The 15,202-nt window shown below is 70.5% G+C and carries 13 protein-coding genes; 11 read left to right on the top strand and 2 right to left on the bottom strand.

Annotation, left to right across the window (positions count from 1 at the left end; translation table 11 throughout):
* Nucleotides 1–16 precede the first annotated feature (16 nt).
* Nucleotides 17–1,066, bottom strand: coding sequence for an iron-siderophore ABC transporter substrate-binding protein (locus tag ACFVUT_RS15800; RefSeq protein WP_389650136.1), 1,050 nt, complete (start codon nt 1,064–1,066; stop codon nt 17–19).
* 252 nt (nt 1,067–1,318) lie between these two features.
* Here ACFVUT_RS15800 and ACFVUT_RS15795 point away from each other — a divergent pair, with 252 nt between their 5' ends.
* Nucleotides 1,319–2,368 carry a chitinase gene (locus tag ACFVUT_RS15795; protein WP_389650451.1) on the top strand — a complete coding sequence of 350 codons (1,050 nt, stop codon included), beginning with the start codon at nt 1,319–1,321 and terminating at the stop codon, nt 2,366–2,368.
* An 89-nt stretch (nt 2,369–2,457) separates the two neighbouring features.
* On the opposite strand, the gene ACFVUT_RS15790 is transcribed toward ACFVUT_RS15795, so the two are convergent.
* On the bottom strand, nt 2,458–3,825 hold the full coding sequence (locus tag ACFVUT_RS15790) for an FAD-dependent oxidoreductase (RefSeq protein ID WP_389650139.1): 1,368 nt from the start codon (nt 3,823–3,825) through the stop codon (nt 2,458–2,460).
* A gap of 261 nt (nt 3,826–4,086) precedes the next feature.
* Between ACFVUT_RS15790 and ACFVUT_RS15785 the strand changes: the two genes are divergently transcribed.
* The 10 genes from ACFVUT_RS15785 (at nt 4,087) to ACFVUT_RS15740 (ending at nt 15,152) form a co-directional block, all read left to right on the top strand.
* The gene (locus ACFVUT_RS15785) at nt 4,087–6,153 is read left to right on the top strand and encodes a SpoIIE family protein phosphatase (protein ID WP_389650142.1); all 2,067 of its coding nucleotides are present in this window, start codon (nt 4,087–4,089) and stop codon (nt 6,151–6,153) included.
* Between the two features lie 157 nt (nt 6,154–6,310).
* Complete coding sequence (locus ACFVUT_RS15780; RefSeq protein ID WP_389650145.1) at nt 6,311–7,693, top strand: wax ester/triacylglycerol synthase family O-acyltransferase; 1,383 nt, start codon at nt 6,311–6,313, stop codon at nt 7,691–7,693.
* A 270-nt stretch (nt 7,694–7,963) separates the two neighbouring features.
* The gene (locus ACFVUT_RS15775; RefSeq protein ID WP_389650454.1) at nt 7,964–8,956 is read left to right on the top strand and encodes an aldo/keto reductase; all 993 of its coding nucleotides are present in this window, start codon (nt 7,964–7,966) and stop codon (nt 8,954–8,956) included.
* A 1-nt stretch (nt 8,957) separates the two neighbouring features.
* Entirely contained in the window at nt 8,958–9,269 is a 312-nt protein-coding gene (locus ACFVUT_RS15770; protein WP_389650148.1) for an L-rhamnose mutarotase, read from the top strand.
* A gap of 1 nt (nt 9,270) precedes the next feature.
* Nucleotides 9,271–10,125, top strand: a complete 855-nt coding sequence (locus ACFVUT_RS15765; protein ID WP_389650150.1) for an amidohydrolase family protein — start codon at nt 9,271–9,273, stop codon at nt 10,123–10,125.
* 36 nt (nt 10,126–10,161) lie between these two features.
* Nucleotides 10,162–11,022 (top strand): Fpg/Nei family DNA glycosylase, encoded by an 861-nt coding sequence (locus ACFVUT_RS15760; RefSeq protein ID WP_389650153.1) that lies wholly within the window; start codon nt 10,162–10,164, stop codon nt 11,020–11,022.
* A gap of 247 nt (nt 11,023–11,269) precedes the next feature.
* Nucleotides 11,270–12,022, top strand: a complete 753-nt coding sequence (locus tag ACFVUT_RS15755; protein ID WP_389650155.1) for a LytR/AlgR family response regulator transcription factor — start codon at nt 11,270–11,272, stop codon at nt 12,020–12,022.
* Between the two features lie 63 nt (nt 12,023–12,085).
* On the top strand, nt 12,086–12,448 hold the full coding sequence (locus ACFVUT_RS15750; RefSeq protein WP_389650158.1) for a hypothetical protein: 363 nt from the start codon (nt 12,086–12,088) through the stop codon (nt 12,446–12,448).
* Complete coding sequence (locus ACFVUT_RS15745) at nt 12,445–13,926, top strand: cation acetate symporter (RefSeq protein ID WP_389650161.1); 1,482 nt, start codon at nt 12,445–12,447, stop codon at nt 13,924–13,926. Before ACFVUT_RS15750 ends, ACFVUT_RS15745 begins: the two co-directional genes overlap by 4 nt.
* Entirely contained in the window at nt 13,923–15,152 is a 1,230-nt protein-coding gene (locus ACFVUT_RS15740; protein WP_389650164.1) for a sensor histidine kinase, read from the top strand. Before ACFVUT_RS15745 ends, ACFVUT_RS15740 begins: the two co-directional genes overlap by 4 nt.
* Nucleotides 15,153–15,202: the final 50 nt, after the last annotated feature.

The raw sequence follows: 15,202 nt of genomic DNA, 5'->3' as shown, positions 1-15,202 counted from the left end.
GGGGTGGTGACGGACCTCAGCCGTTGTCGGCGGACGTGATGGCCTTGTCGATCAGCGGCAGGTAGCGGTCGATCACCCACGGCACGGTGAGCGGGTTGATGATCGAGGAGGCCGTGACGAAGGAGTTGTCCTTGCTGTACACCACGGCGCCGCTCTTCACCGCGGGGATGGCCGCGTACAGCGGCTGGGCCTCGACCTCCTTGCGGGACTTGTCGTCCGTGTAGAAGGTGAACACCAGATCACTGTCCTTCAGCTTCTCGGCGTTCTCCAGGCCGATGAGCGCCGAGTCGGTGCCCTCGGTCTCCTTGAAGGTGTTCACCACCGGGTCGACGGTGAGACCGAGCGAGGAGACCATCTTGACGCGCTGCTCGTCGGGCTTGAACACACCGAGGCTGCCGGGGCCGGTGTTGTAGATGTACGAGAACGTGTAGTTCTTGTAGTCCGGCCGGGTGGCCGCCGCGTCGGACAGCTGCTTCTCGATCTTCGAGATGAGGCCCTTCGCGTCGTCCGTCTGGCCGAGCGCCTGGCCGATGGTGTTGATCTGCTGGTCCCAGTCCGTGCTCCAGGGCAGATCGGGGTAGGCCACCGTGGGGGCGATGTCCTTCAGGATGTCGTAGTCCTTCTGCGTGATCCCGGACCACGGCGCGAGGATGACATCGGGCTCCAGCTCGGTGATGGCCTCGAAGTCGATGTCCTCACCACCCGTGAACTGGGTCGGCAGCTTGTCGCCCGACTTCTCCACCGCCTCGTGGATCCAGGGCAGGTAGCCGGTCTTGTCGCTGCCCCACTCGTACTTCTCGATGCCCACCGGGGTGTGGCCGAGCGCGATGGCCGTCTCCGCCGAGCCCTGACCGAGGGTGACGATCCGTTCGGGCTGCTTCTTGATCTCGGCCGTGCCGAGCGCGCTCTTGATCGAGACCGGGAACGCTCCGCTGCTCTTCCCGGATGCGTCGGAGGTCTCCTTGCCGTCATCGCTCGACGAGCAGCCACCGAGGACGAGAGCGAAAGCTGCGGCGGTCGCAGTTGCGACGAGCGTGCGGCGACGCACGTGGGTGAACCGGGACATGGGTGTTCCTCAGGGGTTGATGGACGGAGCAGTCGGCATCCTGCGCGGAGCGCGAAGGTTTAGGTAAGCCTAAGCTAAGCCAACTTCCGGCTACAACCGGCCTCCAGGCGTCGGTGTTTGGCCTGGCCCAGACCTCTTGACGAAAGGTCTGGACCAATCTACGGTGTGCGCGTCGTGGCACGCGGAGCTTCGCGGAGAGCCTTGTCAGGGTCATGACATGAATCGACTCCTGCGGGAAGGGAACGGAACATGATCGGTCGGACATCGCGCCTGGTGGGGTTGGGCGTCGCGGCGGTCTGTGTCGTGCAGATGCTGGTCGGTGCGACGCCGAGTGCCGCGCAGGAGGACACCTGTGCGGTCAAGTCGAAACCCTCGGGGAAGGTGCTCCAGGGGTACTGGGAGAACTGGGACGGTGCGTCCAACGGCGTGCATCCGCCGCTCGGTTGGATTCCCGTCACCGACAGCCGCATCGCGGCTCACGGCTACAACGTGATCAATGCCGCCTTCCCCGTCATCCTCTCCGACGGTACCGTCCTGTGGGAGGACGGGATGGACTCGACCGTGAAGGTCCCGACGCCGGCCGAGATGTGCCAGGCCAAGGACGCCGGACTCACGACCCTGTTGTCCATCGGCGGCGCGACCGCCGGAATCGACCTCGGCTCCAGCGCCGTCGCCGACCGGTTCGTGGACACGGTGGTGCCGATCCTCCAGAAGTACAACTTCGACGGCATCGACATCGACATCGAGACCGGCCTGACCGGCAGCGGCGACATCAGCCGCCTCTCGGCCTCGCAGGCCAACCTCATCCGCATCATCGACGGTGTGCTCGCCCGGATGCCCTCGAACTTCGGCCTGACGATGGCGCCGGAGACGGCCTATGTCACCGGCGGGAGCATCACCTACGGCTCGATCTGGGGCGCCTACCTGCCCATCGTGAAGAAGTACGCGGACAACGGCCGGCTGTGGTGGCTGAACATGCAGTACTACAACGGCAGTATGTACGGATGCGCAGGTGACTCCTACTCCGCCGGCACAGTCGAAGGATTTACCGCGCAGACGGACTGCCTCGACAAGGGCCTCGTCGTCCAGGGCACCACCATCAGGGTTCCCCACGACAAGCAGGTGCCGGGGCTTCCGGCCCAACCGGGTGCCGGAGGCGGTTACATGACGCCCGGTCAGGTGGCACAGGCGTGGAACCACTACGGCAACGGTCTCAAGGGGCTGATGACCTGGTCGCTCAACTGGGACGGGTCGCAGGGGTGGACGTTCGGGGACAACGTCAGAGCGCTGCAGGGACGTTGAGCCGATCGCGAGCCGGGCGGCCCTGCCGAGACAGCCGGGGCCGCCGACCCGGTCGGCCGCCGACGGCGGCCGACCGGTCGTGCGTACCGTCAGTCGCGGGGCTCGGAGGCGTCCAGCATGGCCTCGCGCTCCACGACCTTGATCCTCTCGCGTCCCTGCTCCGCACCCAGGGCCCGCTCGTGCGCGTCCAGGCGGTACCAGCCCTCGCGGGTGGTGTAGCGGACGCCGCGCTCCTCCAGGAAGGCGGTGACGGCCTCCGGCTCCGGCCGTGCCGGGGCGGGCAGCCGGCCGGAGGTGTGGTCCTCCAGGAGGCAGGCGACCGTCTCGTTGGCGTCACCCTTGGTGTGGCCGATCAATCCGATCGGACCGCGCTTGATCCATCCCGTGACGTACACCGACGGCATGGGCTCCTCGCCGTCGACGACCCGCCCCGCGGCGTGCGGGACGGTGCCGGAGGTCACGTCGAACGGGAGCTTCGGCAGCTCCTGCGAGTAGTAGCCGACCGCGCGGTAGACGCTCTGTACGTCCCAGTCGGTGAAGCGCCCGGTGCCCTTGACGTTCCCGGTGCCGTCCAGCTCGGTCCGCTCGGTGCGCAGACCGACGACCCGGCCGTCCTCGCCGACGATCTCCGCCGGGGACTCGAAGAAGTGCAGGAACAGCTTGTGCGGCCGGTCGCCCACGTCGCGGATGGCCCAGTTCTCCAGCGTGGAGGCGACCATGTTGGCCTGCTTGTTGCCGCGCCGGGTCTCGATCGAGCCCGCGTCGTAGTCGATGTCCTCGGGGTTGACGATGACCTCGATGTTCGGCGAGTGGTCCAGCTCCCGCAGCTCCATCGGGCTGAACTTGGCCTGTGCGGGGCCGCGACGCCCGAAGACGTGCACCTCCAGGGCCTTGTTGGCCTTGAGGCCGTCGTAGACGTTCGCGGGTATCTCGGTCGGCAGCAGTTCGTCCGCCGTCTTGGCCAGCACGCGAGCCACGTCCAGGGCCACGTTGCCCACCCCGAGCACGGCGACCTTCTCCGCGTCCAGGGGCCAGGTGCGCTCCACGTCGGGGTGACCGTCGTACCAGGAGACGAAGTCGGCCGCGCCGTGGGAGCCGTCCAGGGAGCTGCCGGGAATGTCGAGCGCGCGGTCCGCGTCCGCACCGGTGGAGAAGATCACCGCGTCGTAGAAGGACCGCAGATCGTCCAGGTCGATGTCGGAGGGGTAGTCGACATTCCCGAACAGCCGCAGCTGCGGCTTGTCGAGCACCTGGTGCAGTGCCTGGACGATGCCCTTGATCCGCGGGTGGTCGGGGGCCACCCCGTAGCGGATCAGGCCGAAGGGCGCGGGCATGCGTTCGAACAGGTCGATCGAAACACCCGGGTCCTGAGCGGCCTCGGATTTCAGCAGCGCGTCAGCTGCGTAGATTCCGGCGGGGCCGGCTCCGACTATGGCGACGCGGACGGGGCGGGTCATGGAGTACAGGTCCTTAGAACGGGCTGACGCGGGCAGTGCGGCGCAGGGTAGAAGTAAGGCTCGGCTTACCGTGCTCCACCGCATACGGTAACCGCTGCTGACCTGCGGCCTTTCGGCGGGCAGTTTTCCGGGCCCTCCGGGGAGCCGTTCTCCGGTGCCCGGCAGGCGGATGTGAAGGCGTCCCGATGCTCCGAAGACGAACCCCGCGCCGACCACGAGGTTCGCTCGAAGAATCAGACAAATGATGGCAGAGTGACCCACATGGATGATCGGGTAGCGGGTGCCCTGTCACTCCCGGACGACTGGCCCGCCCACCCGGATCTCAGCCTCGCCCTGAACCGAATGGGCAGCTTCGACTGGGATCTCGACAGTGGCCTGATGCACATGGACCGACCCGCGCTCGACGTGTTCGACCTGCGGGCCGAGGATTACGACGACCGGCCGGAGTCGCTCGGCCTGCGGATGCCGCGCGACGAGAGTGCCCGGCTCGACGCCATGATCGCGGAGGCCCTCAAGCGGGGGCAGAGCAATTACGGCGCGTATTTCCGGATCACGAAGCGTGACGGCACGTTGTGCTGGACCCATACCCAGGGCTTCATCCAGCGCGACGAGACGGGTCGCCCCCACCGCATCATCGGCATCGTCCGCGACGCCACCCAGGAGCTGGCGGACTCCACCGCACGCCGCGAACTGGACCTGGAACGGCAGCGCCGTACCAGCCTGGTCGAGGGCACCACGGCCGCGCTGGCCCACGCCCGGACGGTCCGCGACGTCATCGAGGTGCTGCAGAACTCCTCGGGTCTGGCGAATCTCGGTGCGGCCAGCCTGGTCGTGGGGCTGATCGAGGCCGGACGCATCCATCTGGTGGCGGACGGCCCGGAGGGTTCGTTCGTTCCGGGCACCCGTTACACCCGGACGGACGAGCCGTACCCGATGAGTGAGGTCGTCCGTACGCTCGCGCCCCGCTTCATCGACTCGGCCGCGGATTTCGCCACCTCGTACCCGATTCTCTGGCCGCATATCAGCCACCTCGGGATCACGTCCGCCGCCTATCTGCCGCTGATCGCCCAGGCCCGGCCCATCGGGGCGATCGGACTGCTCTACAACGACAGGGGCGGCTTCGCCGGCGACGAACGCAATCTGCTCGTCGCGCTCGGCAGCTCCATCGCCCAGAGCCTGCAGCGGGCCATGCTGTACGAGCAGGAGCACGACCTGGCCGAGGGCCTCCAGCAGGCCATGCTGCCGCGTCGGATCCCGGAGGTGCCGGGCGCGCAGGTCGCCGTCCGGTACCGCTCGGCCCGGCTGGGCCGGGACATCGGAGGCGACTGGTACGACGTCATCCCACTGCCCGGCGGCCGGGTCGGGGCCGTCATCGGGGACGTCCAGGGCCATGACACGCATGCCGCGGCCGTCATGGGCCAGCTGCGCATCGTGCTGCGCGCCTACGCGGCGGAAGGGCACAGCCCCGCCACCGTGATGGCCCGGGCCTCCGTGTTCCTCCACGAGCTGGACACCGACCGCTTCGCGACCTGTTCCTACGCCGAGGTCGACCTGACGACCGGGGTGGTGCAGCTGGTCCGGGCCGGCCATGTCGATCCGCTGGTGCGTGACGCCGACGGCAGCTGCCGCAGGCTGCCCGCGGAAGGAGGGCTGCCGCTGGGACTCTCGGCCGAGTTCGGGCGGCTCGAATACCCGGTCAACACGATCGAACTCGACCCCGGCCGCATGCTGGTGCTGTTCACCGACGGTCTGGTGGAGCTGCCCGGGGCCGATCTCGACGAGGGCATGCAACTCCTGACGTCCATGGTGCACAACGGTCCGCAGGACATCCAGCGGCTGGCCGACCGGCTCTGCGAAGAGATCGACGGGCGTGGCGGCGAGGACGATGTGGCGCTCCTGCTGCTGCGCCGGAAGGCCGCCCACGTGCCTCAGCCGGGCGGCCGGCTCCAGCAGCATGTCGCCCAGAGCGACCCGGAGGCGCTGAGTTCCGCTCGGCACATGATCCGTGCGGCGGTCCGTGCCTGGGGCGCCAGGAGCCGGGCCGACGAGGTCGAGCTGGCCGCCGACGAGCTGATCACCAACGCGCTGATGCACACCGATGGCGGGGCGATCGTCACGATCCGGGTGCTCACCGGCCCCGAGCGGCGGCTGCGGGTCGATGTCGAGGACCGTTCCAGCGCGCTGCCCCGCCGCCGGGACGCGGGGGAGGCCGGCGTGTCCGGGCGAGGCCTGATGCTGGTGGACCGGCTGGCGGACCTGTGGGGTGTGGAGCCGAGGGGCAGCGGCAAGTCCGTGTGGTGCGAGTTCGTCATCCCGGAACGCGAATGACGGAATCCATGCGCAGGACGGAAACCGCGCGCATGACAGCAACGCTGAGCATTACCCGACAGTAACAGAACGTAACATGTCTGTGCTTGACCGTAACCGACCGCGAGCGATTGACTGCGATTCCATCTTCTTTGTCCCCTGATGCCGTGAGGATCCGTTGGGCACTCAGCTGCTGGCACCTCTCGATCTGGCCTTCTGGCACCTCGAAACCGATGCCCACCCCATGCACCTCGGCGCTCTCGCCGTCTTCTCCCCTCCCGTCCCGGCGCGCGGAGCCGTTCCGCAGGACGTCCTGGAACTGCTGGGCGCCCGTGCCGCCGCGATTCCCCGGCTGCGGATGCGGGTCAGGGACGTACTTCTGCCGGTCGGCGGCGCGGCCTGGTTCGTCGACAAGGACTTCGACGTGCGCCGGCACATCGAACCTGTGCGGCTGACCGAGGAGGAGGCGCGGGGCGGGGACGAGGGATTCATGGCGGGCGCCACCCGGCTCGCCGGTGAGCTGATGGAACAGCCGCTCGAACGGGGGCTGCCGCCCTGGCAGATGTATGTGATCGGCGGCGCCGACGGCGGCCCCTTCGCCGTGCTCGTCAAGCTCCACCACGCGCTCGCCGACGGGATGCGCGCCGTCGCCATCGGGGCCGGGATCTTCGACGAGATCGCCTCTGCTTCCCGCCCCGCACGCGTGTCCCCCCTCCGGGTGCGCACCGTGCCGCCCCGCTCCTGGATGCCGGGCCCACGCCAGGTCGCCGGCCTCGCCCTGGGCCGGATCGAGGATCTCGGCCGGGCGTTCGGGGTCGGCGCCTCGATGGTGCGGGCCAGCCGTCTCGACCTGCGCGGCGCACCCGCGCTCACCGCGAGCTCCAGCGGCACCCGTCGGCTGGCCACCGCGGACCTGGACCTCGATGCCGTCCAGCGGATCCGACGGGCCGCCGGAGGCACCACCAACGACGTCCTGCTCGCGGTCGTCGCCGGGGCGCTGCGCCGCTGGATGCTGGAGCGCGGGGAACCGCTGCCCGCGGCGGACCCGCGCGCGCTGGTGCCGGTCTCCCGCCGCAGGCCCGGGCAGGCCGCCGCGACAGGGAACAAGCTGTCCGCCTATCTCCTCGGGCTTCCTGTCGCCGAGCCCGACCCCTGGCAGCGGCTCCGCAGCGTCCGCACCGCCATGGACCGCAACAAATCCGCCGGGCCCTTCCGCGGTGCCGGCGCGGTCGCCGTGCTCGCCGATCAACTGCCCTCGCTGGCCCACCGCTTCGGCGCACCGATCGCCGGGAACGCGGCCAGAATGCTCTTCGACGTCCTGGTCACCAGTGTGCCGCTGCCGCGCTCGGCGCTCTCGCTCGGCGGCTGCCCGCTGCGTGCCGTCTACCCGATGGCGCCGCTGGCCCGCGGCCAGTCCCTGGCCGTCGCCCTGTCCACGTACGGCGGACGGGTGCGGGTCGGGCTGGTGGCCGACGGCAAGGCGCTGCCCGACCTGGAGCGGCTGGCGGGCTGTGCCGACGACGAGGTGGCGCACCTGTTGGCGCTGTTGCCCGGCCACTGAACGGGCCGGCCTCCGGCGCTGACGAGCTGACCCCGGGCCCGGAGCGGGCCGGCTCTCGGCGCCGGACGGACCGGCTCCGGACGCACCGGCTTTCGCCACGGAACGGGCTGACCTCCGACACTGAACGGAATAGCTCCCGATCGGCCATAGGTCGGACACATCTGTGGGAAAGTGCCGCAGTTCGTCCGACCCAGGGAGTTGACGTGCCCAAGTGATCCGATGAATATTCGCTGTGTACAGAAGGCGATCATCAAGGAGGGCGGCGGAAGCATGCGGCGCAACAGGCTGGGCAACAGCACGGTCGAGGTCACCGAGCTGTCCTTCGGAGCCGCTGCCATCGGCAATCTCTTCAGCGCCGTGGATCCCGCTCGCGCGGCGGCAGCCGTGGATGCCGCCTGGGACGAGGGCGTCCGGTATTTCGACACCGCGCCGCACTACGGACTCGGCCTCTCCGAAAGGCGGCTCGGCGACGCCCTGCGTGCCAGGCCCCGCGACTCGTATGTGCTCTCCACGAAGGTGGGGCGGGTGCTTGATCCGCTGCCCGCCGGCGCCGCCGCCGACGCGAGCACGCCCGATCAGCTCTCCGAAGGCTTCGCCGTGCCGGCCACCCACCGCCGCCGCTGGGACTTCAGCGCCGACGGCGTACGCCGCAGCATCGAGGACAGCCTCGAACGGCTCGGCCTCGACCGCATCGACATCGCGTACCTGCACGATCCGGACGACCACGCGCAGGCCGCGTTCCACGAGGCGTACCCGGCGCTGGAGGAGCTTCGCGCGCAGGGCGTCATCGGCGCCATCGGCGCGGGCATGAACCAGACCGAGATGCTGACCCGCTTCCTGCGCGACACCGATGTGGACGCCGTGCTCTGCGCGGGCCGCTACACCCTTCTCGACCAGTCAGCCCTGATCGAACTGCTGCCCGAGGCGGCGGCCCGCGGCCGAAGCGTCGTCGTCGGCGGGGTCTTCAACTCCGGGCTGCTCGCCGACCCGCGTCCCGGGGCGACCTACGACTACACGGCCGCGCCGACGGCCCTCCTGGACCGGGCGCTGCGCATCAAGGCCGTCACCGAGCGCCATGGCGTCCCGCTCAGGGCCGCGGCGCTCCGCTACCCGCTCACGCACCCGGCCGTCGCCGGAGTGCTCGTCGGCACCCGCTCCCCGGACGAGGTGCGGGACGCCGCCGCCCTGCTGCGCCGCGACATCCCGGACGCACTCTGGGACGACCTGCGCGACGAGGGCTTGCTGACCGAGAACGGACACTGACATGAGAATCGCCCTGCACACCAAGGTCCGCGCCGACCGCATCGAGGAGTACGAGGCCGCGCACCGTGAAGTCCCCGCGGAACTGACCACGGCCATCCGCGCGGCGGGCGCCACATCCTGGACGATCTGGCGCAGCGGCACCGATCTCTTCCACGTCATCGACTGCGCGGACTACGGGGCGCTCCTCGCCGCACTGGAGAAGCTTCCCGTCAACGTCGCCTGGCAGGCCCGGATGGACGGCCTCCTCGACGTCGCGCACGACTACTCGTCGGACGGCGCCGAAGCCGGTCTCCCGGCCGTCTGGGAGCTGTGACGTGACCGGCCGGCACCGCATCGTCGACGCCCACCACCACGTCTGGGACCTGGCGGTACGCGACCAGGACTGGATCACCGGCGAGGAACTCGCCCCGCTCCGGCGTACGTTCACCCTCGCCGACCTGGAGCCCGAGGCCCGGGCCGCCGGGGTGCACGCCACCGTCCTCGTCCAGACCGTCACCGTCCCCGAGGAGACACCCGAGTTCCTGGCCCTGGCTCACGACAACGACCTCGTCGCGGGCGTCGTCGGCTGGTGCGACCTCACCGCGCCGGACATCGCCGACACCCTCGCCGCGCTGCGCGAACTTCCCGGCGGTGACCGGCTCGTCGGCATCCGTCACCAGGTCCAGGGCGAACCCGACCCGGCGTGGCTGCTGCGCCCCGACGTCCGGCGCGGACTGAGTGCCGTCGCCGACGCCGGGCTCGTCTACGACCTCGTCGTCCAGGCCCACCAGCTGCCCGCGGCCGTCCAGGCCGCGGCCCTGCTGCCGGGGCTGACCTTCGTGCTCGACCACGCCGGCAAGCCGCCCATCGCCACGGGGGAGCCGCACCCGTGGGCCGACGACATCCGGGCCCTCGCCGCCCGCCCCAACACCGTGTGCAAACTCTCCGGCCTGGTCACCGAGGCCGATGTGCACAACTGGACCGTCAGCGATCTGCGCCCGTACGCCGACACCGTCCTGGACGCCTTCGGCCCCGGCCGGCTGATGTTCGGCTCCGACTGGCCGGTGTGCCGGCTCGCCGCGACGTACGAGGAGGTCGTCGACACGGCCCGCACCCTGACCGACTCCCTCACCGAGGACGAGCGGGACCGTGTCTTCGCCACGACGGCGGAGCGTGTGTACGGCCTCTGACAGGCGTCCGGCCGACAGCTTCGGCAGTCTGGAGTCATGCCAGAACTACCGGAAGTCGAAGCCCTGCGGCTCTTCCTCGACGACCATCTGGTCGGCAAGGAGATCGACCGTGTCCTGCCCCTCCAGGTCAGCGTGCTCAAGACGTACGACCCACCGCTGAGCGCCCTGCACGAAGGTGTGGTCACGGGCGTCGCCCGGCACGGCAAGTTCCTGGACATCGCCGTCGGCCCGCTGCATCTGATCACCCACCTCGCCCGCGCCGGCTGGTTGCGCTGGAAGGACAGCTTCCCCGACGCCTCGCCGCGCCCCGGCAAGGGCCCCCTGGCCCTGCGCACCGTGCTGACCGGCGGCGACGGCTTCGACCTGACCGAGGCGGGCACCACCAAACGCCTCGCCGTGTACCTGGTGCACGACCCGGCCGAGGTGCCGGGCATCGCCCGCCTGGGCCCCGACCCCCTCGACGACTCCTTCGACCGTGACGCGTTCGCCGCGCTGCTCGCCGGGGAACGCCGCCGGATCAAGGGAGCCCTGCGCGACCAGTCCCTGATCGCCGGGATCGGCAACGCGTACAGCGACGAGATCCTGCACGTCGCGAAGATGTCGCCGTTCCTGCTCACGACGAACCTCGACCACGACGGCATCACCCGGCTCCACACCGCGCTGCGCACCACGCTCCGCGATGCGGTCGCGCGCTCCGGCGGAGTGGAGGCGGGCAGGCTCAAGGCCGAGAAGAAGAGGGCGATGCGCGTCCACGGACGTACCGGCGAGGCGTGTCCCGTCTGCGGGGACACCATCCGCGAGGTGTCCTTCAGCGACTCCTCGCTCCAGTACTGCCCGACCTGCCAGACCGGTGGCAGGCCCCTGGCCGACCGGCGGATGTCCAGACTGCTCAAATAGCCCGGCTCGACGGCGGTCCCGTCGCCCGGCAGGGGGCGCACTCCGCCCGGACCGCTCCTCGCAGAGGAAGGCCCCGGAGGGCCCCGTAGGGCGCCGGGAGGCTCGACGGCACCGGCGGGCGCCGAGCACGCCCGTGCACGGGTGTCGGCATCGGGACGGGCCTGCGCGGCACGCCCGTCGTCCGGTGCGGAAAGAAGCGGCGAACCACCCGGCTCCCCACCGCCCCGGACGCCCTAAACTCCGGCCCATGCTGCGCGTACTCGCCGTCGACGACGAAGAACCCGCTCTGGAGGAACTCCTCTACCTTCTGCGCGCCGATCCCCGTATCCGCAGCGCCGAGGGCGCCACCGGGGCCACCGAGGCGCTGCGTCGCATCGGGGGCGCCGTCGACGCGGGCCCCGACGATCCGTCCGCCATCGACGTCGTCTTCCTCGACATCCACATGGCCGGCCTCACCGGTCTCGACGTCGCCCAGCTCCTGGCCGGATTCGCCGCGCCCCCGCTCATCGTCTTCGTCACCGCGCACGAAGGCTTCGCCGTCCACGCCTTCGACCTGAAGGCCGTCGACTACGTCCTCAAACCGGTCCGCCGCGAGCGCCTCGCGGAAGCGGTACGACGCGTGGCGGAACAGGTCGGTGACCGCTCCGCACCCGTACTCGACACCGCGAACGACCAGATCCCGGTGGAGCTGGGCGGCGTGACCCGGTTCGTCCCGGTCGACGACATCGCCTACGCCGAGGCGCAGGGCGACTACGCACGGCTGTACACCGACAACGGCAGCCATCTCGTGCGCATCCCCCTCACCACTCTGGAGGAACGCTGGCGCTCGCGCGGCTTCGTCCGCATCCACCGCCGCCATCTCGTCGCGCTGGGGCGCATCGACGAACTCCGCCTCGACGCGGGCAGCATGAGCGTGCGCATCGGCGTTGCGGAGCTCGCCGTGAGCCGTCGCCACACCCGCGCGCTGCGTGATCTGCTGATGCGCCAGACCGGCCGCTGACCAGGCTCGACCCGGGCTCGAACCCTTCCCACGGGGGACCGGTGCTGCGTACACTCCGGGCCCATGTCCGCAGAGCCAACACCCCGGCGCGAAGTGGTGACGGGGGAGCCCCGGCGGGTGCGCCCACTGCCGCGCTACCGTACCCAGTCGGAGATCGACGAGCAGACCGCACTGGGCGGCGCCTACGTCCGTTCGCTGATGCGCAGCCAGTTGCGGGCCGGAATCACCGTGTTCGCTCTCCTCGTCGTGATCGTCGGGACGCTTCCGCTGGTCTTCGAGGCCCTGCACAGCGACGCACTCGTCTGGGCCGTCCTCGGGTTCGCCGCCTATCCGCCCCTGACCCTGGCCGCCTGGTGGTACGTGCGACGGGCCGAGCGCAACGAACGCGACTTCGCCCGGCTCGTGGAAGGCCGTCCCGCGCAGTGAGCCGTACGTACGCGGTGGCGGCGGTCGCCGCCGTCGTGGTCGCGACCGTCCTCGTCGGCGGCTTCGGGTTGCGCATCTCCCGTACCACCTCCGACTTCTACGTCGCGTCCCGCACCGTGCGGCCCCGGCTCAACGCCGCCGCGATCAGCGGCGAATACCTCTCGGCAGCCTCCTTCCTCGGCATCGCGGGCCTGGTGCTCGTGCACGGCCCGGACATGCTCTGGTATCCCGTCGGATACACGGCCGGCTATCTGGTGCTGCTGGTCTTCGTCGCCGCGCCGCTGCGCCGCTCGGGGGCGTACACGCTGCCCGACTTCGCCGAGGGGCGGCTGGAGTCGCGGCAGGTGCGCAGGCTCGTGAGCGTCTTCGTCGTCGCGGCCGGCTGGCTCTACCTCGTACCGCAGCTCCAGGGCGCGGGACTGACGCTCAAGATCCTCACCGGGGCGCCCGGCTGGCTCGGCGACGTGCTCGTCTCGTCCGTCGTCGTCATCGCCGTCGCGGCGGGCGGCATGCGCTCCATCACCTTCGTACAGGTCTTCCAGTACTGGCTGAAACTGACCGCACTCCTCGTCCCCGCGATCTTCCTGGTGCTCGCCTGGCAGGGCGACGGCCGGCCCCGCGTCACCTTCGACGAGGAGCTCTCCGTCTTCCGCGCCGACCATCCGCTGTACGCCACCTACGGACTGATCGTCGCCACGTTCCTCGGCACCATGGGGCTCCCGCATGTCGTCGTCCGCTTCTACACCAGCCCCAACGGCCGCGACGCCCGCCGCACGACGGTCGCCGTCCTCGCCCTCATCGGCGTGTTCTACCTGCTGCCACCGGTGTACGGCGCGCTGGGCAGGCTGTACGTGCCCGAACTGATCCATGGCGGCGACGCGGACGCCGCCGTGCTCCTGCTGCCCGAGCGGGTCATCGGGGGGCTCGGCGGCGATCTGCTCGGCGCCCTCATCGCGGGCGGTGCCTTCGCCGCGTTCCTGTCGACCGCCTCCGGCCTCACGATGGCCGTCGCCGGAGTCATCACCCAGGACGTGCTGCCGTCGCGCGGGGTGCGGCACTTCCGGCTGGCCACCGTCCTCGCCATGTGCGTACCGCTGGCCTGTTCGCTTCTGGTCAGCCGGGTGCCGGTGGCCGACTCGGTGGGGATGGCGTTCGCCGTCTCCGCGTCCTCCTTCTGCCCCCTGCTGGTCCTCGGCATCTGGTGGCGGGGGCTCACCCCGCCCGGGGCGATCGCCGGGCTGCTCCTCGGCGGCGGCTCCGCGTTCCTGTCCGTCGCCATCACCGTCAGCGGCGCGGTACGCCCGCCCGGCTGGGCGCACGCCCTGCTCGCCTGGCCCGCCGTCTGGTCGGTGCCGGTCGGCTTCCTCGCCATGGTCCTGGTATCACTCGCCACGCCGGGCCGCATACCCCCCGGCACCAACGCCGCCATGACCCGCTTCCACCTGCCGGAAGCGCTGACCTCGGGGAGAGACCGATGACCGGGGCCGGATACGCCGTACTCGTCCTGCTCGTCCTCCTCCTGCTCGGCGCGGGGTTCCTGCTCGGCCGCCGCACCGCCCGCCCGGTCCGCACCAGCGACGTCGGAACCCCCGTCGAGCACGCCACCTTCGAGACCCTGCACACCGCCTCGCTCGCCGCGCCCCCGCTGCGCGCCGGACTCACCGAGGAGAGCGCCCGCAGGTCCGCCCGCCGGCTCCGCTCCCTGCTCGGCACCGACGCCCTCTGCCTCACCGACCGCGACCGGGTGCTCGTCTGGGACGGCGAGGGCGAACACCACAGCCGGCACGTCATGGAGGAGGTGCGGGGCCTCCTCGGCAACGGCCGCGACACCGCCTTCCGCAGCGAGTGCGACGACCTCGACTGCCCCCTGCGCTGGGCCGTCGCCGTGCCCCTCACCGTCGACCACCGGGTCCTCGGCACCCTCATCGCCTACGCCCCGCGCGAATCCGCGGTGCTGGCCAGAGCGGCCGGAGAAGTGGCCCGCTGGGTCTGCGTACAACTCGAACTCGCCGAACTCGACCGCTCCCGCACCCAGCTCATCGAGGCCGAGATCAGGGCGCTGCGGGCCCAGATCTCCCCGCACTTCATCTTCAACTCACTGGCCGCCATCGCCTCGTTCGTCCGCACCGACCCCGAACAGGCCCGCGAACTCCTCCTGGAGTTCGCCGACTTCACCCGGTACTCGTTCCGCCGCCACGGCGACTTCACCACGCTCGCCGACGAGCTCCACTCCATCGACCAGTACCTGGCACTGGTCCGGGCCCGCTTCGGCGAACGGCTCGCGGTCACCCTCCAGGTCGCCCCCGAGGTGCTGCCCGTCGCCCTGCCGTTCCTCTGCCTCCAGCCGCTGGTCGAGAACGCCGTCAAACACGGCCTCGAAGGAGCTGTCACGCCTCCCCGGGCCCCCGACTCCGATCAGGCGGAGGAGACCTTGACCCGCATCACCATCCGCGCACTCGACGCCGGCTCCGAGGCCGAGGTCGTCATCGAGGACGACGGCGCCGGGATGGACCCCGAACGACTGCGCCACATCCTGCGCGGCGAGGGCGGCCACTCCACCGGAATCGGTCTGCTGAACGTCGACGAACGGCTGCGCCAGGTGTACGGGGACGACTACGGACTCGTCATCGAGACGGGCATCGGCGCCGGGATGAAGATCACGGTACGGCTGCCGAAGTACCGCGCGGGGGTGCACGGTTCCTGAGTCCACGGGGGCCGGCGGCACCGACCTGGAGGTGCGGGGTTCCCGAGCGC

Origin of the sequence: Streptomyces sp. NPDC058051 (assembly GCF_042885475.1) — a bacterium.
GTDB lineage: Bacteria > Actinomycetota > Actinomycetes > Streptomycetales > Streptomycetaceae > Streptomyces.
This window is presented reverse-complemented; position numbering and strand designations above follow the sequence as displayed.

Excerpts from the sequence above, each read along its gene's own strand:
- ACFVUT_RS15800 (WP_389650136.1), bottom strand. The coding sequence starts at position 1,066 with ATGTCCCGGTTCACCCACGTGCGTCGCCGCACGCTCGTCGCAACTGCG.
- ACFVUT_RS15790 (WP_389650139.1), bottom strand. The coding sequence starts at position 3,825 with ATGACCCGCCCCGTCCGCGTCGCCATAGTCGGAGCCGGCCCCGCCGGA.
- ACFVUT_RS15785 (WP_389650142.1), top strand. The coding sequence starts at position 4,087 with ATGGATGATCGGGTAGCGGGTGCCCTGTCACTCCCGGACGACTGGCCC.
- ACFVUT_RS15775 (WP_389650454.1), top strand. The coding sequence starts at position 7,964 with ATGCGGCGCAACAGGCTGGGCAACAGCACGGTCGAGGTCACCGAGCTG.
- ACFVUT_RS15770 (WP_389650148.1), top strand. The coding sequence starts at position 8,958 with ATGAGAATCGCCCTGCACACCAAGGTCCGCGCCGACCGCATCGAGGAG.
- ACFVUT_RS15760 (WP_389650153.1), top strand. The coding sequence starts at position 10,162 with ATGCCAGAACTACCGGAAGTCGAAGCCCTGCGGCTCTTCCTCGACGAC.
- ACFVUT_RS15755 (WP_389650155.1), top strand. The coding sequence starts at position 11,270 with ATGCTGCGCGTACTCGCCGTCGACGACGAAGAACCCGCTCTGGAGGAA.
- ACFVUT_RS15750 (WP_389650158.1), top strand. The coding sequence starts at position 12,086 with ATGTCCGCAGAGCCAACACCCCGGCGCGAAGTGGTGACGGGGGAGCCC.
- ACFVUT_RS15740 (WP_389650164.1), top strand. The coding sequence starts at position 13,923 with ATGACCGGGGCCGGATACGCCGTACTCGTCCTGCTCGTCCTCCTCCTG.